Origin of the sequence: Streptomyces sp. NPDC048255 (assembly GCF_040652415.1) — a bacterium.
Lineage (GTDB): Bacteria > Actinomycetota > Actinomycetes > Streptomycetales > Streptomycetaceae > Streptomyces.
On record NZ_JBEZMA010000049.1, the window covers coordinates 35708 to 55523 of the forward strand.

At 72.0% G+C, this 19816-nt stretch carries 18 protein-coding genes; 7 read left to right on the forward strand and 11 right to left on the reverse strand.

Features of this window, described 5'->3' with window-relative positions:
* The first annotated feature begins 34 nt into the window (after window positions 1-34).
* Window positions 35-1300, forward strand: a complete 1266-nt coding sequence (gene tyrS, locus AB0D94_RS29020; RefSeq protein ID WP_362057455.1) for a tyrosine--tRNA ligase — start codon at window positions 35-37, stop codon at window positions 1298-1300.
* A gap of 88 nt (window positions 1301-1388) precedes the next feature.
* Here the strand turns inward: tyrS and AB0D94_RS29025 are convergent, their stop codons facing one another.
* Window positions 1389-1664: a GlsB/YeaQ/YmgE family stress response membrane protein gene (locus AB0D94_RS29025; RefSeq protein WP_362057458.1), complete on the reverse strand. Its 276-nt coding sequence runs from the start codon at window positions 1662-1664 to the stop codon at window positions 1389-1391.
* 175 nt (window positions 1665-1839) lie between these two features.
* On the opposite strand from AB0D94_RS29025, the gene AB0D94_RS29030 reads away from it, so the two are divergent.
* On the forward strand, window positions 1840-2181 hold the full coding sequence (locus AB0D94_RS29030; protein ID WP_362057461.1) for a DUF3099 domain-containing protein: 342 nt from the start codon (window positions 1840-1842) through the stop codon (window positions 2179-2181).
* 146 nt (window positions 2182-2327) lie between these two features.
* Window positions 2328-2573: a hypothetical protein gene (locus AB0D94_RS29035; RefSeq protein ID WP_362057464.1), complete on the forward strand. Its 246-nt coding sequence runs from the start codon at window positions 2328-2330 to the stop codon at window positions 2571-2573.
* A gap of 58 nt (window positions 2574-2631) precedes the next feature.
* On the opposite strand, the gene moaA is transcribed toward AB0D94_RS29035, so the two are convergent.
* The 3 genes from moaA to AB0D94_RS29050 all read right to left on the reverse strand — a co-directional run bounded on the left by moaA (window position 2632) and on the right by AB0D94_RS29050 (window position 5801).
* Entirely contained in the window at window positions 2632-3621 is a 990-nt protein-coding gene (moaA, locus tag AB0D94_RS29040; RefSeq protein ID WP_362057467.1) for a GTP 3',8-cyclase MoaA, read from the reverse strand.
* A 177-nt stretch (window positions 3622-3798) separates the two neighbouring features.
* On the reverse strand, window positions 3799-5439 hold the full coding sequence (locus AB0D94_RS29045) for a cation acetate symporter (protein ID WP_362057470.1): 1641 nt from the start codon (window positions 5437-5439) through the stop codon (window positions 3799-3801).
* Complete coding sequence (locus tag AB0D94_RS29050; protein ID WP_362057473.1) at window positions 5436-5801, reverse strand: DUF485 domain-containing protein; 366 nt, start codon at window positions 5799-5801, stop codon at window positions 5436-5438. The genes AB0D94_RS29045 and AB0D94_RS29050 overlap by 4 nt, the downstream gene beginning before the upstream one ends.
* 259 nt (window positions 5802-6060) lie before the next feature.
* Here AB0D94_RS29050 and AB0D94_RS29055 point away from each other — a divergent pair, with 259 nt between their 5' ends.
* Entirely contained in the window at window positions 6061-7599 is a 1539-nt protein-coding gene (locus AB0D94_RS29055) for a S8 family serine peptidase (RefSeq protein WP_362057476.1), read from the forward strand.
* Between the two features lie 67 nt (window positions 7600-7666).
* Here the strand turns inward: AB0D94_RS29055 and AB0D94_RS29060 are convergent, their stop codons facing one another.
* The 7 genes from AB0D94_RS29060 to AB0D94_RS29090 all read right to left on the reverse strand — a co-directional run bounded on the left by AB0D94_RS29060 (window position 7667) and on the right by AB0D94_RS29090 (window position 15079).
* On the reverse strand, window positions 7667-8710 hold the full coding sequence (locus AB0D94_RS29060; RefSeq protein WP_362057480.1) for a zinc-dependent alcohol dehydrogenase family protein: 1044 nt from the start codon (window positions 8708-8710) through the stop codon (window positions 7667-7669).
* A gap of 58 nt (window positions 8711-8768) precedes the next feature.
* Window positions 8769-9380 carry a lysoplasmalogenase gene (locus AB0D94_RS29065; RefSeq protein WP_362057510.1) on the reverse strand — a complete coding sequence of 204 codons (612 nt, stop codon included), beginning with the start codon at window positions 9378-9380 and terminating at the stop codon, window positions 8769-8771.
* Window positions 9381-9469: 89 nt separating this feature from the next.
* Window positions 9470-10567: a sterol desaturase family protein gene (locus AB0D94_RS29070; RefSeq protein ID WP_362057483.1), complete on the reverse strand. Its 1098-nt coding sequence runs from the start codon at window positions 10565-10567 to the stop codon at window positions 9470-9472.
* A 245-nt stretch (window positions 10568-10812) separates the two neighbouring features.
* Window positions 10813-12039: an amidohydrolase family protein gene (locus tag AB0D94_RS29075; RefSeq protein WP_362057486.1), complete on the reverse strand. Its 1227-nt coding sequence runs from the start codon at window positions 12037-12039 to the stop codon at window positions 10813-10815.
* Window positions 12036-13364: an amidohydrolase family protein gene (locus AB0D94_RS29080; RefSeq protein WP_362057512.1), complete on the reverse strand. Its 1329-nt coding sequence runs from the start codon at window positions 13362-13364 to the stop codon at window positions 12036-12038. The genes AB0D94_RS29075 and AB0D94_RS29080 overlap by 4 nt, the downstream gene beginning before the upstream one ends.
* A 31-nt stretch (window positions 13365-13395) precedes the next feature.
* The gene (locus AB0D94_RS29085; protein ID WP_362057489.1) at window positions 13396-14280 is read right to left on the reverse strand and encodes an SDR family NAD(P)-dependent oxidoreductase; all 885 of its coding nucleotides are present in this window, start codon (window positions 14278-14280) and stop codon (window positions 13396-13398) included.
* A 1-nt stretch (window position 14281) separates the two neighbouring features.
* Window positions 14282-15079: an acetoacetate decarboxylase family protein gene (locus AB0D94_RS29090; RefSeq protein WP_362057492.1), complete on the reverse strand. Its 798-nt coding sequence runs from the start codon at window positions 15077-15079 to the stop codon at window positions 14282-14284.
* Window positions 15080-15202: 123 nt separating this feature from the next.
* On the opposite strand from AB0D94_RS29090, the gene AB0D94_RS29095 reads away from it, so the two are divergent.
* From AB0D94_RS29095 to AB0D94_RS29105, 3 genes are all read left to right on the forward strand, one after another.
* Window positions 15203-15862, forward strand: coding sequence for a TetR/AcrR family transcriptional regulator (locus tag AB0D94_RS29095; RefSeq protein ID WP_362057495.1), 660 nt, complete (start codon window positions 15203-15205; stop codon window positions 15860-15862).
* A gap of 152 nt (window positions 15863-16014) precedes the next feature.
* A complete protein-coding gene (locus AB0D94_RS29100) occupies window positions 16015-18636 on the forward strand; it encodes an MXAN_6230/SCO0854 family RING domain-containing protein (protein ID WP_362057498.1) in 2622 nt (873 codons plus the stop codon).
* 99 nt (window positions 18637-18735) lie between these two features.
* Window positions 18736-19713 (forward strand): DEDDh family exonuclease, encoded by a 978-nt coding sequence (locus AB0D94_RS29105; RefSeq protein WP_362057501.1) that lies wholly within the window; start codon window positions 18736-18738, stop codon window positions 19711-19713.
* The last annotated feature ends 103 nt before the right edge of the window (window positions 19714-19816 follow it).

The following is a 19816-nucleotide window of genomic DNA, read 5'->3' on the forward strand; positions in this document are numbered from 1 at the left end:
TCGCAATTCCCTCATCCGAAGGAGTCAGGAAACCGTGACGGACATCGTCGACGAACTGAAGTGGCGCGGGCTGTTCGCCCAGTCCACCGACGAAGAAGCGCTGCGCAAGGCGTTCGCGGACGGTCCTGTCACGTTCTATTGCGGCTATGACCCGACCGCGGCCTCGCTGCACGTGGGGCACCTGGTGCAGGTCCTCACCATGCGCCGGCTCCAGCTGGCCGGGAACCGGCCGCTGGCGCTGGTCGGCGGGGCCACCGGCCAGATCGGTGACCCGCGCCCGACCGCCGAGCGCACCCTGAACGACCCGGCGGTCATCGCGGAGTGGGTGGACCGGCTGCGTTCGCAGATCGAGCCGTTCCTGTCCTTCGAGGGCGAGAACGCCGCGGTCCTGGTGAACAACCTGGACTGGACGGCGGGCATGTCCGCCATCGAGTTCCTGCGGGACATCGGCAAGCACTTCCGCGTCAACAAGATGCTGACGAAGGACTCCGTCGCCAAGCGGCTGGAGTCCGACCAGGGCATCAGCTACACCGAGTTCAGCTACCAGCTGCTCCAGGGCATGGACTTCCTGGAGCTGTACCGGCGCCACGGCTGCGTGCTCCAGCAGGGCGGGTCCGACCAGTGGGGCAACCTGACGGCCGGTCTCGACCTGATCCACCGGGTGGAGCCGGGCGCGGTCGTGCACGCGATGGCGACCCCGCTGATGGTCAAGGCGGACGGCACCAAGTTCGGCAAGACCGAGGGCGGGGCCGTCTGGCTCGACCCGGAGATGACCACCCCGTACGCGTTCTACCAGTTCTGGCTGAACGTGGACGACCGGGACATCTCCACCTACATGCGGATCCTGTCCTTCCAGAGCCGTGAGGAGCTGGAGGCGCTGGAGGCGCAGACCGCCGAGCGGCCGCAGGCGCGCGCCGCCCAGCGGGCGCTGGCGGAGGAGCTGACGACCCTGGTGCACGGCGCCGACCAGTGCGCCGCCGTGATCGCCGCGTCGAAGGCGCTGTTCGGTCAGGGCGAGCTGGCGGACCTGGACGAGGCCACGCTGGCCGCGGCCCTGTCCGAGCTGCCGCACGCCAAGGTCGCGGAACCCGGCCTGGTCGTGGACCTGCTGGCGGAGACCGGCCTGGTCGCGAGCAAGTCGGCCGGGCGCCGGACCGTGAAGGAGGGCGGGGCCTACGTGAACAACGTGAAGGTCACCGCCGAGGACGCGGTCCCCGCCGTCGAGGACCTGCTGCACGGCCGCTGGCTGGTGCTGCGCCGGGGCAAGAAGAACCTGGCCGCTGTCGAGGTCACGGGCTGACCCTCCGGGGTCCGCGCTGGTACGCGTACGAAGCGGGCGCGGGGGCCGGTACGGACACACTGTCCGTACCGGCCCCCGCGTCGCCGTGTCAGGCCGTGCGCTTGTTCCCTCTCAGCGCCATGTAGGCCATGTCGCCGAGGCCGACGAGCAGGACGGCTCCGGCCACTTGCAGCAGGTGCCGGATCCAGTCGATGCCCCTGGTCTCATTGACGCCGATCCACGTGGCGACGGCGTTGCCCAGGACGCCGCCGAGGATGCCGAAGATCGCGGTCAGCCAGAGGGGCTGGTGCTGCTTGCCCGGCAGGATCAAGCGGGCGATGAGCCCCAGCACCAAACCGACGATGATCGCCCACAACCAATGCATGTCGCCTCCTCCGGCGCGATGTGCGCATGTGCGGCCAGTCTCAACCCGTACAGCGGATGGCGCATTTCGGGCAGGACCATCCGGGGGCACCCGCTCTCCTCGCCGCCCGGCGGGCGGCGTACCGTGGAGGGGGTCCGGGCCGGGGAGCGCCCGGCGGGCGATCGGGTGGTGGAGCGTGCAGCGGACGAAGCGGCAGAAGCAGGCCGGGGCCGAGGTCTTCCGGATCACCGGGGCGCGGATGGGACTCGCCGAGGACGTGCGGGGCCGTCAGCGGCGGTACGTGATCTCGATGGTCATCAGGACCCTGTCGGTCATCGCGACCGTGGTCCTGTGGAACGTGGAACGCCACGTGGCGATCGTGACGCTCGTCGCGGGTGCGCTGCTGCCCTACGTCGCCGTGGTCATCGCCAACGCGGGCCGCGAGTCGACGCCCACCCTGCCCTCCCACTTCGTCCCGGCACCGGTCCGTCCGGCCCTGGGAGCGGGAAACCTCAAGAAAAGCTCAGATCAATCATGAAGTTCCGGTGCACTGCACCGGGTCCTGCGTGACATACTGCCTACGCGCTCCGCATCCCCCGTCGGAGCGACGGACCGACGCCGGGCAGCTCCCCCCGTGGCTGCTCGGCGTCGCCCTTCCGGTTCAGGGCTTTGTAGGGTTGAGACGTGATTTCCCCTGAATCCCCCGGTACCGACGATCCCACCTGCTCCGCCAAGGGCTGCCGTGACACGGCCGTCTGGGTCCTGGCGTGGAACAACCCGAAGCTGCACACGCCGGAGCGGCGCAAGACCTGGCTGGCGTGCGAGGAGCACCGCGAGCACCTCTCCCAGTTCCTCGGCGTCCGCGGCTTCCTCAAGGACGTGGTGAAGCTCGACGAGTGGGTCCAGCCGGAGGGCTCCGAACGCACCTGAGCCCCGGCCGGGGCCGGGGCTCAGGATCGTACGGGTCCGGGAGCGGCTCTCAGCCGTCTCAGCCGCCGATCGCCGACATCGGGCGGTCGGGCTGGAGGAAGGACGGGTCGTCGAGGCCGGACCCGGCCTTCTTGCCCCACATCGCCAGCTTCCACAGCCGGGCGATCTCCTCGTCCGCGGCGCCGGAGCGCAGGGCGGCGCGCAGGTCCGACTCCTCGGTGGCGAACAGGCAGGTGCGGACCTGGCCGTCGGCGGTGAGCCGCGTACGGTCGCAGGCGCCGCAGAAGGGGCGGGTGACCGAGGCGATGACGCCGACGGTGGCCGGACCGCCGTCGACCACCCAGCGCTCGGCGGGGGCGGAGCCGCGCTCGTCGGCCCCTTCCTCGGTGAGCGTGAAGCGGGTGCGCAGCGACTGGAGGATGTCGCCGGCCGTGATCATGCCCTCGCGCTTCCAGCCGTGCTGGGCGTCGAGCGGCATCTGCTCGATGAAGCGGAGCTCGTACTCGTTCTCCACGGCCCAGGCCAGCAGGTCGGGAGCCTCGTCGTCGTTCAGTCCGGGCATCAGGACCGCGTTGACCTTGACGGGGGTGAGGCCGGCCTCGCGGGCCGCGGCCATGCCGTCGATGACGTCGTGGTGGCGGTCGCGGCGGGTGAGGGTCTTGAAGACCTCGGGCCGCAGGGTGTCCAGGGAGACGTTCACCCGGTCCAGGCCGGCGGCCTTCAGGGCCTGTGCGGTGCGCTTGAGGCCGATGCCGTTGGTGGTCAGCGACATCTGGGGGCGGGGCTCCAGGGCCGCGCACTGCTCGACGATCCCGACCAGGCCGGGCCGCAGCAGCGGCTCGCCGCCGGTGAAGCGCACCTCGGTGATGCCGAGCCGGGTGACCGCGATGCGGATCAGCCGGACGATCTCGTCGTCACTGAGCAGGTCGGACTTGCCGAGCCACTGCAGCCCCTCTTCGGGCATGCAGTAGGTGCAGCGCAGATTGCACCGGTCGGTGAGCGAGACGCGCAGGTCAGTGGCCACGCGGCCGTAGGTGTCGAGAAGCACTGTGGGCCCCCTCCCCTGTCCGGATGTCGAGGTACGCGCATCATTGGATCTACTTCACGCGTTCTATTTCGAGACTACGCGACGGGTGTGTCAGGTAGACGTGCCCGAATGAACGAGACGTGACGTGGCCGCGTCGTAGGGATCTACGACGCGGCCACGCTGGGTGTTCGGACGATCTCAGTGCGCCCCTGTTCCGGTGAGGGAGCGGACCTCCAGCTCGGCGAACTTGTCGGGGTCCGCCTTCTCCTTGGACAGGACGGTTCCCAGCCAGCCCAGCAGGAAACCGAGGGGGATCGAGATGATGCCCGGGTTCTCCAGCGGGAACCAGTAGAAGTCCGCGTCCTTGAACATCGAGGTGGGCTTGCCGGAGACGACCGGCGAGAAGAGCACCAGGCCGACGGCCGAGATCAGGCCGCCGTAGATCGACCACAGCGCGCCCTGGGTGGTGAAGCGCTTCCAGAAGAGGCTGTAGAGGATCGTGGGCAGGTTGGCCGAGGCCGCGACCGCGAAGGCCAGGGCGACCAGGCCGGCGACGTTCAGGTCGCGGGCCAGTGCTCCGAGGCCGATGGCGACGGCGCCGATGACCACGGTGGACCAGCGGGCCGCGCGCACCTCCTCCTGCTCGGTGGCCTTGCCCTTGCGGATGACGTTCACGTAGAGGTCGTGCGCGAAGGACGAGGAGGAGGCCAGGGTGAGGCCCGCGACCACGGCGAGGATGGTGGCGAAGGCGACCGCGGAGATCACGGCGAGCAGGATCGCGCCGCCGGTGGAGTCCGCTCCGCCGCCGATCTCCTGGGCGAGCAGTGGGGCCGCGGTGTTGCCCGCCTTGTTCGAGGCGAGGATGTCGGCCCGGTTCAGCAGGGCGGCGGCGCCGAAGCCGAGGGCGATCGTCATCAGGTAGAAGGCGCCGATGATGCCGATGGCCCAGTTCACGGACTTGCGGGCGGCCTTGGCGGTGGGCACCGTGTAGAAGCGGATCAGGATGTGCGGCAGGCCGGCGGTGCCCAGGACCAGGGCGAGGCCGAGGGAGATGAAGTCCAGCTTCGTGGTCCCGTCCTTGCCGTACTTCAGCCCGGGTTCCAGGAACTTGACGCCCTGTCCGCTGTTCTCGGCGGCCTTGCCCAGCAGGTCGGAGACGTTGAAGTTGAACTCCAGCAGCACCAGGAAGGTGATCAGCAAGGCGCCCGCGATGAGCAGGACCGCCTTGATCATCTGGACCCAGGTGGTGCCCTTCATGCCGCCGATGGTCACGTAGACGATCATCAGTACGCCGACCAGCGCGACCACGGCCACCTTGCCGCCGTCGCTGGTGATGCCCAGCAGCAGCGAGACGAGCACGCCGGCGCCTGCCATCTGGGCGAGCAGGTAGAAGATCGAGACCACGATGGTGGAGGTGCCCGCGGCGGTGCGGACGGGCCGCTGGCGCATCCGGTACGCGAGGACGTCGCCCATGGTGTAGCGGCCGGAGTTGCGCAGCGGCTCGGCGACGAGCAGCAGGGCGACCAGCCAGGCGACGAGGAAGCCGATCGAGTAGAGGAAGCCGTCGTAGCCGAAGAGGGCGATGGCCCCGGCGATGCCGAGGAAGGACGCGGCGGACATGTAGTCGCCGGAGATGGCGAGGCCGTTCTGGAAGCCGGTGAACTGGCGGCCGCCCGCGTAGAAGTCGGCGGCGTCCTTCGTCTGGCGGCCGGCCCAGATCGTGATGATCAGGGTGGCGACGACGAACAGTCCGAACAGGGTGATGATCAGCGGGCGGTGCTCGGTGGCTCCGGCGCCGACGGTCATCGTCGCGGTCGTCAGCTGGAGGGTGTCGGTCATTCCCCGGCCTCCATCCGCGCCTTGATGGCCGCGGCCTTCGGGTCGAGCTTGGCGGCGGCGTGTCGCGAGTAGAGCCAGGCGATCAGGAAGGTCGTCGCGAACTGGGCGAGACCGAGCACGAGGGCGACGTTGATGTTGCCGAAGAGCTTGGTCCCCATGAACCCGCCGGCGTAGCTGGACAGCAGGACGTAGAGCAGGTACCAGGCGATGAAGGCCACGGTGAGCGGAAAGGCGAAGGAGCGGTAGGAACTGCGCAGTTCGCCGAACTCGGCACTGCGCTGGACCTGCCCGAACTGTTCGGCCGTGGGAGCCGCCGGGGGCGTTCCCGTGCTGCCTGGCGGCGGCGCTGCTTCGGTGGTCACGGGGGGCTCTCCTTGTGACGCGGGTGCGGTGGGGACGACGGACAAAACAACCTCCGTGTGGGGGGCCGGATGGTGCTGAGCCCCCCTGTCAACGGCACGGTCGGCGTGTCGGGACGGTTCAACACCCGCTGTTTCTTTAGGGACTGATTTCTCGAACTGATGGCGCAGAGGGGAACGCCGGCACTAGGTTCCACCTGTCATGAACCCGTCCGCCGTGACCACGTCCGGACGGCTTTTTCGAAGATGATGTGGAGAACCCATGGCTCATCTGGGATCCGGCCGCCGGCGACTCGCCGTTCCGGTCGGCCTGGCGCTCACCGCCTCGCTCGCCTTCCTGCCTTCGGTCGCGGCCTCCGCCGCCCCGCTGGGCAGCACGGCGGACGCGGCGACGGCCTCCAAGGCCGACACCACCGGGCCCAAGCTGTCGTATGTGGCGAACCTGACCGCGTACGGCACGGTGAAGCAGGCGAAGAAGGCCATCGAGCGGGCCGGTGGAACGGTGGTGACGGCCTATGAGCAGATCGGGGTCGTCGTCGCACACTCCCAGAACCCGGACTTCGCCAAGCAGCTGCGAGCGCAGCGCAGCCTGTTCGTGTCCGTGGGCGCCACCCGTACGGCCCCCCTGCAGACCGTGCAGACCACCGACGAGGGTGCCACGCAGCGGCTCAGCGAGGCAGACGCCGCCAAGGCGGCGGCCGCCGCCCAGGAGGGTCAGGAGCCCCTGGAGTCCAACCAGTGGGACCTGCGGACGATCAAGGCCGATCAGGCTCACAAGATCAACGATGGCAGCCCGGACGTCACCGTGGGCATCATCGACACGGGTGTCGACGACACCCACCCCGACCTCGCCGCGAACTTCTCCAAGGAGCAGTCCGCCAACTGCGTCGGCGGTGTCGCGGACACCACCGAGGGCGCCTGGCGCCCGTACGCCGACGGCAGCGACCACGGCACGCACGTGGCCGGCACCATCGCCGCCCCGCGCAACGGCGTCGGCATCAGCGGTGTCGCGCCCGGCGTGAAGATCGCGGGCATCAAGGTGAGCGAGCCCGGGACGAGCCTCTTCTACACCGAGGCAGTCGTCTGCGGCTTCATGTTCGCCGCCGAGAAGGGGATCGAGGTGACGAACAACAGCTATTACGTCGACCCCTGGCTCTACAACTGCAAGTCGGACGACGACCAGAAGGCGCTGGTGGAGGCCATCGGACGGGCCACCAAGTACGCCGAGCGCCAGGGCACGCTCCACGTGGCCTCGGCCGGCAACTCCAACCACGACCTTGCCGCGGACTCGATCCTGGACGACTCCAGCCCGAACGACACCACCCCGGGCCCGCGCACCATCGACCCCAAGGTCTGCCTGGACCTGCCCACGCAGCTCCCGGGCGTGGTCACGGTGTCGGCGACCGGTGACCAGGGCCTTCGGTCGTACTACTCCAGCTACGGCCTCGGAGTCGTGGACGTCGCCGCCCCCGGCGGCGACAAGTGGCAGGTCCCCGCCACCCCGGACGCCAACGGCCGCGTGCTGTCGACCGTCCCCGGCGGCTACGGCTACAAGCAGGGCACCTCGATGGCCGCCCCGCACGTCGCGGGCGTCGCCGCGCTGCTCAAGAGCGCGCACCCCTCGGCCAGGCCGGCGCAGATCCAGGCCATGCTCAAGGGCCAGGCCACCAAGGCGGACTGCCCGAGCCAGATCTACGACGCCACCGGCGCCCTGATAGACGCCGCCACCTGCGCGAGCAAGTGGGGCCAGACCGGCTACTACGGGCACGGCGTGGTCGACGCGCTCAAGGCCGTGAAGTAACACCCGGTACGAACGCGGGAGGGCCGGGCGGGGGTGACCCCCGCCCGGCCCTCCCGGCCGTCCGGCGTCAGGGCTTGATCAGCACCTTGAGCGCGCTGCGGTCGTCCATCGCGCGGTAGCCGTCGGGGACCTCTTCGAGGGACACGGCCCGGTCGAAGACGGGAGCCGGGTCGATGGCGCCGCTGAGGATGTCCTCCAGCAGCTCCGGGATGTAGGCGCGGACCGGGGCCACACCGCCGCGCAGGGTGATGTTGCGGTCGAACATGACACCGAGGTCGAGTCCGGTGCCGCTGCCGTGCGGGACGCCGACGTAGCCGACGGTCCCGCCGTCGCGGGTGATGTTCACGGCGGTGCGCATGGAAACCTCGGTGCCGACCGCCTCGATGACGGCGTGCGCGCCCTGGCCGCGGGTGAGCTCGCGGACGGCCGCCTCGGCGGCCTCCCCGCGCTCGGCGACGACGTCGGTGGCGCCGAAGAGCCTGGCTATGTCCGTACGGACGGTGTGGCGGCCCAGTGCGATGATCCGCTCGGCGCCCAGGCGCTTGGCGGCGAGGACCCCGCACAGGCCGACCGCGCCGTCACCGACGACGGCGACCGTGGAGCCCTTGCGGACGCCCGCGCCGAGCGCCGCGTGGTGGCCGGTGCCCATGACGTCGGACAGCGCGAGCAGCCCGGTGAGCAGGTGGTCGTCGGAGACGGCCGCGGCGGGCAGCTTCACCAGGGTGCCGTCGGCGTGCGGGACGCGGACGGCCTCGCCCTGGCCGCCGTCGTGGCCGACCGAGCCCCAGAAGCCGCCGTGCTCGCAGGAGGTGTAGAGGCCCTCGGAGCAGTAGTCGCAGGTGCCGTCGGACCACATGAAGGGGGCGACGACGAGGTCGCCGGCGCGCAGGCCGGACACCGCGGAGCCGGTCTCCTCGACGATGCCGAGGAACTCGTGGCCGATGCGCTGGCCGGGCTGGCGCTCGGCCTCGCCGCGGTAGGCCCACAGGTCGCTGCCGCAGATGCAGGCGCGCAGCACGCGGACGACGGCGTCCTCGGGGCGCTGGATCGCAGCGTCGGGCACCTCCTCCACGCGGATGTCGTGCGGGGCGTGGATGACGGTGGCGCGCATGGTGGTGCAGTCCTCCGGCTCGGGGATCGTTCGGTCTTGTAAGACCTGTAGGACCGTCCTACCGTACGCCTGGTTCCCGGGTGGTCACGCCAGTGGCCAGGAGGTACTGGGCGGCCAGGTAGGTGGCCATGATCCAGAAGTCCGGACGGGGCAACTGGGGCCATTCGGCGACCCCGGTGGCGATGAGCATGTCGGAGAGCAGGAACAGCGCCCCGCCGGCTCCGGCCCGCAGGCCGAGGGCGCTGGAGCGCAGCGCCATCGCGGTGAGCAGCACGCTGTAGCCGGCGACGGGGATCCGCAGGTCGGCCGGCAGCTCGCCCCACAGCAGGGCGACGGCGGCGACCAGCGCGAGGGCGTACGCGGCGCCGAGCAGCGGGCTGGTGCCGCGGCGGCCGAAGAGGCTGTGCCTGCTGAAGAGCGCGAGGTAGCAGACGTGCCCGGCGGCGAAGGAGCCCATGCCGATCAGGAAGGCGGCCTCGGCGTCGAAGAGCAGCGCGAGGTCCCCGCCCCAGCCGAACAGCAGGGCGGCGACCAGCAGGCGCGGGGCGCCGCGGGCGATCACGTGGGCGACGAGCAGCGGCATCAGGAGGGGCTTGGCGAGGACGTGCCCGAGGTGCCAGTCGGCCAGCAGGGACCCGAGGTCGGCGGCGGCGGCCAGGGCGAAGGCCACGAGGGCGGCCCGGGCGAGGCGTTCGCCGCCGGCGGGCGCGCGGGGGGCGGCCCAGGCGGGGGCGGGTCGGTCGGCGGGCGTCGCGGTGCTCACGCGGTGGTCTCCCGTACGGGCGGCAGGGCATCGGCGGCGGGCGCGGCGGCCGGGGCGGGGACGGTGGGCGCGGCCGCAGGAGCGGGAGCGGCGGCCTGGGCCGGGACGGTGGGCGCGGCCGCAGGAGCGGGAGCGGCGGCCTGGGCCGGGACGGTGGGCGCGGCCGCGGTGGCGGCCGGAGCCGGTGTCGCAGCCGGGGCCGGGGCGGGCGCCGCCGCCGGGGTGGGCGCGGCAGCCGCAGCCGGGACCGGGGCCGCGGCGGCGGCCGGGGGCTGCCAGCCGGGGCCCGCGAAGACCCGTCCGGCCCGCTCGCGCCAGTTCGCGGCGGCGCGTACGTCCCGGGCGATGGCTGCGTACTCGTGGGTGGCCACGCGCAGCGGGTTGTGGGTGTCGATGTTCTTGGTGAGCCCGTAGACGGGCCGCTCCGTCTCCCCCACCCAGGAGCCGAACATCCGGTCCCAGACGATCAGGATCCCGCCGAAGTTGCGGTCCAGGTATCCGCCTTGGGAGGCGTGGTGGACGCGGTGGTGGGAGGGGGTGTTGAAGACGTACTCGTAGGCGCGGGGCAGCTTCCCGATGCGCTCGGTGTGGACCCAGAACTGGTACAGGAGGTTGATCCCGTAGCAGAAGGGGATCGCCGCGGGGTGCACGCCGAGGGCCACCATCGGCAGGTAGAACCACCAGGTGGTGGCGCTGGTCCAGGGCTGGCGCAGCGCGGTGGTGAGGTTGAACCGCCGGCTGCTGTGGTGGACCACGTGGCAGGCCCACAGGATCCGGATGACGTGGTGGAGCCGGTGCTGCCAGTAGTAGAGGAAGTCCTGGGCGAGCAGCATCAGCAGGGCGGTCCACCACAGGAACGGCACCCGCAGCGGGGTGAGTTCGTAGACCGCGGTGAAGACCGCGACGACCGGGATCTTCCACAGCAGGTCGAAGCCGATGCTGCCGATCCCCATGGTGACGCTCGTGACCGCGTCCCTGGTGTCGTACCCGGCGGCGTCCTCGTCGGGACGGAGCCGGTAGCTCACCATCTCCAGGACGGTGAGCAGCACGAAGGCCGGTATGGACCACAGCACGACATCGGGCAGGTTCGGCATGACCGCACCATAGAGGCGCCTCCGGGGGCACCGCTAGAGGTTGTTACCGATCGGTATCCATCGGGGTTACCGCGGGTTCGCGAGCTGCTGCGCGGGCCGGGGCGAGGGCTGGCGGGAGGGCCGGGGACGACGGGTTCCGCGACGGTTCTCCTACGGGTGCCGGGTGCGGCCTCCGGTGCGCTGCGCGGGCGCGTCCCGCCGGCGCGGATCACCTGCCTGCCGTGATCCGCCCCGGCGGAGGCGCGTCACCAGACGCGGACCGAGCCGCCCCGGGCGAAGGCCGGGCTCGTGGCCTCCGGCGGGATCCGCGTCAGGGGTTCGGCGATCTCCGCGACGCGGGGGCCGCACTTCGCGGCCACCGCGTCCAGCAGGGGCAGGTCGAAGCCGTAGACCCGGGCCGCGTTGCCGCCGACCATCGCGGCGACCTCCTCCCTCGGCAGGCCCGCGTAGGCGATGCGCAGGCCTTCGCGGGAGAAGGGGGTGGTGCCCTCGTCGTGGGGGTAGTCGCTGCCCCACATGATCTTGTCGAGGCCGATCCGCTCCCGGAGCGGGACCTCGTGGGGCCGCATGAAGCTCGCGCCCACGAAGCAGTTGTCCCGCCAGACCTCGCTCGGGCCCTTGCCCATCGCCTCGGCCAGGCCCGCCCCGAACTTGGACTCGGCCGTGGCCGAAGCCGCCACCAGGCGGCCGTGGTAGTAGTCCAGCATCTCCAGCACGCCCGGGATCCAGCCGGAGCCCTGCTCCGTCAGCACCAGCTTGAGCCCCGGGTGGCGGCGGAAGGCCCCGCCGAAGACGAGGTGCCACAGGGCGCGGTGCGAGAACCAGGTCGTCTCCACCATGAAAACGGCCCGCGCGGCCGGTTCGTCGCCCAGCGGGGGCGACGCCGAGCCGCCGTGGTGGTTGACCGGCACGTCCAGCTCGTCGCAGACCGCCCAGATGGGGTCGTACACCGCCGAGTAGAGCTCGGGGATCCCCGAGCCGGGCGGGGCTCCCGGCAGGAGGATGCCGCCCGTGAGGCCCGCCTCCTTGGTGCGGCGGATCTCGCGGACCGCCGCGTCCACGTCGTTCAGCAGGATCTGGGCCACGCCCGCCCGTCGGCCCGGGGCGTCGGCGCAGAAGTCCGCCAGCCAGCGGTTGTGCGCCTGGAGGCCGGCCCAGCGCTGCTCGTACTCCTGCGGGCCAGGCGGCTGCGCCATCAGGGAGGCATTCGGGAAGAACGGCGGGATGGTGTTCGGGAAGAGCACCTCGGCGACGATCCCGTCGGCCTCCAGCTCTGCGAGCCGGCGCCCTGAGTTCCAGTTCCGGTCAGCCGTGTCGGCGAGGAGGTCCTCGTACGGGTTCACGTACGAGGCGGCCCAGGCGTCGAAGTCCTCGTGGTGCCGCTTCTCCAGGTACGGCTTGTAGTCCAGCAGGTCGGCGCCCGCGTGGCAGTCCGCCGAGATGACCGTGTAGCGGTCCGGGGCGCCGGTCATCCGGACACCCCCAGGACCGGGAAGTCCTCGCCCGTCAGCCAGTGCCGGCCCGTCTCGCGGGATCGGGCCCAGGAGGCCTCGACGGCGGCCTGGTCCGGGGACTGGCCCAGCTCGGCCGGGGTGGGGCCGATCCGGCGGGCGAGCGGGGCGAGCTTCTGCGTGTCGAAGCCGAAGACATCGGCCGCCGCGAGCCCCAGCATCCGGCGGGTCTCGGCGACCGGGATGTCGTGGAAGGTCTTGCGCAGCCAGTTGCGGGTGTCGGGCCAGGTGCCCTCGGGGTGCGGGAAGTCCGAGCCCCACAGGATGTTGTCCACGCCGATCTCGTAGCGCTGGGCCAGTTCCCGGCGCTTGGTGTTCGTCGCGCAGACGAACACCTGCCGGTCCAGGTACTCGCTCGGCGGCCGCTTGAGCTCCTCGAACGGCGAGAGCTTCTTGCCGCCGTGCGCGCCCAGGTAGAGGCGGTCCATGAACCACAGCTGGTTGGGCAGCCACCAGCAGCCCGACTCGGCGACGCCGAACCTCAGGCCCGGGTGCCGCTCGAAGACCCCCGACCAGAGCAGGAACCACAGCGGCCGGGCCGGCCACCAGGTGACCTCGGAGACGAAGATGCCCAGGTGGTCGCCGTACTCGTGGCGCGGCGAGGAGCCCGAGTGGGTGACGATCGGCATCCGCGTCTCGGCCGCCGCCGCCCAGACGGGGTCGTAACGCCGGTCGTGGTAAGGCGCCTTGTCCACCCACATGGCGGGGATCATCAGCGCGCCCAGCCCGGACTCCTTGGCCCGGTGGATCTCCGCGACGACCGCGCGGGGCTCGCCCGTGATGGGCAGCAGGGCGACGCCGCAGTGCCGCTCGGGATGCTGCGAAACGAACTCCGCCAGCCAGCGGTTGTGCGCCTGCGCGCCCGCCATGCCCAGTTCCGGGTCCTGGTCGCCGGAGAGGCCCAGGCCCACCCCGAAGGGGGCCGCGGTCTGGCTGTCGACGGCGTCCGCGTCGGGGAAGACGACCTCGGCGGCCACGCCGTCGCCGTCGAGCTCCTTCAGCCGCTGGGCCGTGTCCCAGCCGCCCTTGAGGCCCTCCTCGTGGTCGTGGAACCACTTCTCGGCGAAGGCCTCGTTGCGGACGCCGAGCCGGGTGGCCTCCGCCCGGCGGGCGTCGCGCTCGCCGAGGAACTCGTCGAACTGGGGGTGGAAGCGGGAGTCCAGGTAGGGCCGGTACCGCTCCGTGGGCAGGCCCGCGTGGCAGTCCGAGGAGATGATCAGGTACGGGTCCTCGTACCGGTCTTCGGCTGGTCCTTCGCGCGGTGCTTCGTGCGGTGCTCCGTACAGTGCTTCGTGCGTCTCGCTCACGTCAGACCCCTCAGTCGAGGATGAAGCTTTCCAGGTAGGCGGGGTTGGACCGGTCGAGCATCGACTGCGACCGGGCCCGGATCTGCCGGTCGCTGTGCTCGCTCGCGGGGAGCATCCAGAAGCGGTCGGCGCGGATGCCGTCGACCACGTGCTCGGCGACCTCCTCGACGGGGGTGAACTCGACCTCGTGCCCCGCCTCGCGCATCGCCGCCTCGTACTGGTCGAGGCTGCGGTACGGGGTCCTGCGCGGCCGCTGCTTCGCGTAGCGCTCGGGCCGGTTGCGGTGCGACTCCCACAGCCCCGTGCGCAGCATGTGCGGTCCGGGGAAGAGGACGGAGGCCCCGACGGCGGCGCCCTCCGCCCTGAGGTGGGCGTACAGCGACTCGGTCATGGTGACCACGGCCGCCTTGGTGACGGCGTACACGGAGGCGGTCGGCAGCGGGGCGATGCCGCCGTCGCCGGAGGAGGTGTTGACGACGTGGCCCGGGCCGCCGGCCTCGATCATGCGGGGGACGAAGGCCTGGATGCCGTGGAAGACGCCCCACACGTTGACGGAGAAGGCCCACTGCCAGTCGTTCGGCTCGTGCTGCCACATGCGGCCCTCGGCGCCGGAGCCGACGCCCGCGTTGTTGCACAGCACGTGCACGGCGCCGAAGGTCTCGTACGCCGCGTCGGCGAGGCAGACCACGGAGTCGCGCTCGCTGACGTCGACGGTCCGGGCGAGGACCTGCGCCCCCTCCGCGGAGAGTTCCCCGGCGGCTTTGCGCAGGGCGCCCTCCTCCACGTCGGCGAGGACGACCTTCAGCCCCTCGGCGGCGAAGCGGCGGGCCATCGCGAGGCCGATGCCGCTGGCGGCGCCGGTGACCACGGCCACCTGTCCTGGTTCGAGCCGCATGTCACACACTCCCCTCGGGCGGGCCGTCGAGGATCTGCATCGGGTCGTCGTAGCGCTGGTGGATGTACGGGAGCAGGGCCTGGGCGCTGACCCGTTCGACGACCTTGCCCTTCTGGTCGGTGGTCTTCTCACCGATGGTGATCTCCACGATCCGGCGCACGGGCAGGTCGGCGACCGGGTCGAACATCGACTCCCGCAGGACGACGTCCCCGGTGATGTGCTCCAGCTTGCGGACCTTCTCGTTGCGGGTGCAGTGCACGAGGACCGGATCGGCGTCGAAGCCCGAACCGTCCACGGCCGGCAGGAACTTGAAGTAGAAGTCGGTCTTCTGGGCGGGTTCGGGCAGCGGCAGCGCGCGGTCCACCGCCCCGCGCACCTCCACGAAGGCGATGCCGTGCCGGGCGAGGGCGGCCCGGACGACCAGACCGTCGCGCTCGACGGTGACCTCGCCCAGCTTCTTCGGCTCGCCGAAGACCTCGCGGCCGCCGGTCAGGGCGCGCTCCAGGGTCATCGGCATGACCAGCGGGTACCAGCCCTCGACCCCGCCGTGCTGGGCGGCGACGGCCACCGAGCCGGCGCCGAGGGGGTAGCCGGGCAGGTCCACCTTGCTGATGTTGGCCCGCACCAGGGGCCGTTCGGCGGGCTTGAGCGGGGGCGGCAGGACCGCCGCCACCACGTCCGGGTCGCTCTCCCAGACGGCGACGACACCGGTGGACCAGATGTCGGGGAGTTTGGAGCTCTTCTCGCGCGCCGCCGCGATCTCGGCCTCGGTGCGCGCTCCGTACCGTACGCGTGCCATGTATCGCACCATCCTCGCCTTGAGCAGAGTCGGTTCTGTAACACAGTTACACCGCCACCGATGAAGGGTAAAGACCCCTGCACACACCAGAACTGACGGACCGACAGATGGGTGGCCGCCGACATGAGCAGATCCACGCTGACCCGTACGGAGGTCCTGGACGCCGCCGCGTCCCTGGTCAAACAGCACGGGCCGGCCGCCCTCACGATGCGCAAGCTCGCCGCCGAGCTGGGGACCGCGGTGACCTCCATCTACTGGCACGTCGGCAACCGCGAATCACTGCTGGACGCCCTCGTAGAGCGGACGGTCGAGGAGATGGGCGCGATCCTGCCCCAGACCGCGTCCGGGGGGACCCCCGGGGCCGGACGCACCCCCGCCGAGCGGATCCTGTCGGTGGCCCGCGTGCTGCGCCGCGAGCTGCGCGCGCGCCCGCACCTGATCGCGATGGTCCACGAACGCGGGCTCACCGAGCGGATGTTCCTGCCCGCCCAGCAGGCGCTCGTCCACGAGGTGCACGCCGCCGGACTGCGCGGGGCCCGGGCGGCCGACGCGGTGCGCGCCGTCCAGTTCCAGATCGTCGGCTTCCTGCTCGTGGAGCGCAACCGCGAACGCTCCCCCGCCCAGTCCCCCGCCGAGAGCGAGCTCTGGGACCCGGCCGCCGCCCCCCACGACCCGGCGCTCGCCCGCGCCCTGGCCCGCCCGGCCGATCCGGAACGGCTCTTCCTGCTGTCCGTACGGGCCCTCGTACAGGCCCTTCTGTCGCCGTCCGCGCCGCCGCGGTAAATCGGGTGCGCGGGTCCGGGCCCCGTGGTTGTATCTGCTGCGCGGGGGCGGCTCCGCGACGTGCTTCCTTCTCACCTTCACTGAAACCCGTAGCGCGTCCCCTCTCCGCCCCCGCCACGACTCCCCTTTCCGGTTCCGGAGGAATCCCCCCTTTGCCCGAGCTGTCGACCGTCCTGTTGCGCCGTCTGCACACCGTCTACGTCGACCAGGCCGGGCCTCGCCCGGGCGATCCGCCGACAGCCGCGGGCCTGACGGCCCTGGAGGCCGAACTCCTCGACCGGGGCCACGTCCTGACGGCGCCCCTGCGGGCCGCGCTCGCCTGGCTGGGCCCCACCGGACTGGCCCGCGCGGGCACCCAGCTGGTCCGCGACATCGACGTCCTGCTGGGCGCCGACCGCACGCACATGCCGCTGTTCCGCTCCTTCCCCGCCTCCGTGCCCGACGACACCTACGGGCTGTGGGTCGACCGCGTCTTCACCCTGCTCACGCAGTGGCCGGACCAGCCGTGCGTCCTGTGCGCGACCGTCGGCAGCGTCCACGCCGTCGCGCCGTGCGCCCATCTGGTGTGCCGGACCTGCTGGGACGGCGCCGACTACACGGGCTGCCCGATCTGCAACTGCCGCGTGGACCCGGCCGACCCGTTCCTGCGCCCCGCCACCGCGGCCGACGCCGGCGACACGGGCGGCGCGGGTGACAGGTACGCGGGCGACGGGTACGCGGGCCCGGTGCGGCTGCTGTGCTTCGGCACCGACCGCGCGGCCGGCTCCGCCGCCGCGCTCGGCAAGCTCCTCGCCCGCCGGACCCCGCTCTCCCCGCAGGACACCGAGGAGGCCCGGGTCCTCCTCGCCCACGCGCCCGCGGATCTCGGCTGGCTCCCGGACGACATACCGGTGCGGGAGACCAAGGCCCTGGTCCTGGGCACCCTGCTGCACGAGCGCCGCACCCGGGAGGCCGTACGGGCCCTGCTGCCCGGGCGGCTCACCACCGCCACCGACGTGCTGCGGCTGCTCGCCGTATGGTCCGGCGGGGAGGCGAACCTGCTGGAGCCCCCGCGGATGCGCTCGCTGCCCCGTGCGCTGCGGCGCGAACTGCTCGCCGTCCTGGGCGCGCTCGATCCGGCGCTGCTGGTCGAGGACGTGCTGCGCCACCCGGACCCCTGGAAGCGGGCCGCCGAGATCCTGCACCCCTTCGAGCGGTACGCCCGTCACCAGCGCGCCGCGCTCGCCTTCGCCGTGCTGCGCTCCACCCCGGTCACGGGCACCGCCCTGGGCGCGGCGCTGCTCGCCACCGCCGCCGCGCACCCGGACGCGGTACGCGTCGACGGCGACCGGATCCGGGCGGCCACCTGGAAGGGACGCGCCGAGGAGGCCCTGCGCGGCGGCGACCCCGACCAGGCCCTCGCCGTACTGGCCGAGCGGCCGGGCGAACTCGTCCGCCGCCTCGACCACCTGCTGCGGCTCTACGCGGCGCAAACCCTGCCCCCGCAGGTGGCCGAGGTGCTGGAGCAGCGGCTCCCGAAGGCCGGTCCGGGGCCCCTGCTGTCCGCGCTCGGGCGGCTGCGGATCCGCCATCTCCCGGGCACCCGGCGGGTGTTCTTCCCGCGCGGGCAGGTCGCGCACTCCTTCACCCGGGACGAGGACCGGGCGCCGCTGGCCGAGGCGGTGACCCGCTCGGTGTCCGGGCTGTTCGAGGGTGAGGTGCTGCGCCGGCTCGCCGCGGCGGCCCCGTACGACATCGCGGTCCTCGACTCGCGCCTGGCCCACCTCCATGTCCCGGCCACCGAGCGGGCGGCGGCCAAGGCCCTGGTCACCGTCCCCAAGGGCAGCTTCCAGGCGCTGCCCGACGGCGAGGTGCTGCGAATGTTCCTGCACTGGATGGAACCGCCGAGGAAGCGGGTGGACCTGGACCTGTCCGTGGTGCTGTTCGACTCCGACTGGAACTACACGGGCCTGTGCGACTACACGAACCTCGTGTACGGCCGGGGCGCCGTGGTCCACTCCGGCGACCTCGTCTCGGCGCCCGCGCCGCACGGGGCGAGCGAGTACGTGGACATCGACCTGGACGCCCTCGCCGACCGGGGCGTGCGCTTCGCCATGCCGGTCGTCTTCAGCTTCAACAACATCCCCTTCGAGCTGCTGCCCGACGCCTTCGCCGGGTTCATGGCCCTGCCCGGCCGCACCGGGCGCACCTCCCGCTACGACCCGCGGACGGTCCGCCAGAAGTACGACCTGGTCGGCAACTCCCGGATCCACGTGCCGCTGATCGTCGACCTGGAACGGCGCGGCTTCCTGTGGACCGACGTCCACCTGCCGGACGACGAGGGCTTCCACAGCGTGTCGGCGCACAGCGACGATCTGGCCCGCGTCGGGCGCGACCTGTTCCAGTACTTCTCCACCGGCCGCACCACCTTGTGGGAGCTGGCCGGCTGGCACGCGGCCGCCCGCTGCCCCGAGGTGGCCGTCCTGCGGCGCACGCCCCGGCCCAGCGACCCCGACGAGCTGTGGACCTACCGGCGGCGGGCGGACGAGGACACCGCGGCCTTCGCGGCCCGGCTGGTCGGGCTGCGCGACCCGGACGCCCTGCTGCCCTCGGCCAAGGTCGAGGCCCTCGCGGCCACCGCGGCCTCGGGGCGGTCGGCCTTCCTCGCGCTGGTGGACGGCGAGGTCGCGCCGGCCGGTGCGAGCGGCGCCGTATACAGCTTGCTGCCGGGGCCCGTTGACGGCTGCGGCCTCGAACAGCTGGCGGCGGGCGACCTCGTCGCCGCGCTGGGCTGAGCTCCGCGGGGGACCCGGCGGGGAGCCCGGCGGGGAGCCCGGCGGGGAGGGCCGCAGGGACATCGGGGCCACGGCTGTCAGTCGGGGCCGATATCCTCTGTGACCATGCTCGACGACCGTACGACCGCAGAGACGATGTGGCCGACCGCGTACCCACAGGGGTACGCGGTCGTCGACGTGGAGACCACCGGGCTCGCTCGCGACGACCGGATAGTCTCCGCCGCCGTCTACCGGCTCGACGCCCAGGGCAACGTGGAAGACCACTGGTACACCCTGGTCAATCCGCAGCGGGACCCGGGACCGGTGTGGATCCACGGTCTGACCAGCGACATGCTCCAGGACGCGCCGCTCTTCAAGGACGTCGCCGAGGAGTTCGCCGGCCGGCTCGCGGACCGGGTGCTGGTCGCGCACAACGCCATCTTCGACTGGCAGATGATCGCCCGGGAGTACGCGCGGGCCGCCGGGACCGCGCCCGTCCGTCAGCGGCTGTGCACCATCGCCCTGTCGAAGGAACTGAACCTCCCGCTGCCCAACCACAAGCTGGAGTCGCTCGCCGCGCACTTCGGCGTGGTCCAGCAGCGCGCCCACCACGCGCTCGACGACGCCCGGGTGCTGGCCGAGGCCTTCCGTCCGTCGCTGCACGCGGCCGCGCGGGACGGCGTACGGCTGCCGCTGCTGGAGTGCCGGCCGCTGACCGAGTGGTCGGACTCCCCCGTCACACCGCGCGTGGGCTACCAGGCCTCGTACCGGGGCGGCAGCTGGCGGCCCTCGCGCAAGCGGCCGCCGTGCCCGCACCCGAACCCGGGGCGCTTCCAGGACGGCAAGCCGCTGAAGCAGGGCATGCGGATCGCCTTCTCCGGTGACACCTCGGTCGACCGGGAGCTGCTGGAGGACCGCGCGGTGGAGGCGGGCCTGCACATCGCGACGAGTGTGTCGCGGCTCACCAGCCTCCTGGTGACGAACGACCCCGACTCGGCGACCTCGAAGACGGTCAAGGCGAAGTCCTTCGGCACTCCGGTCGTCGACGAGGCGGCCTTCACCCAACTGCTGCGGGACGTGGCGGCCGCCGAGGACTAGGGGGTGTCCGGTGGATCAGGGTCGGAGAGCCCGGGTCGGCTGGTGCCGTGGATTGCAAGGCGGAGGAGGGAGTCGACGCGGAGCGTCGGCGACCGACAGATCG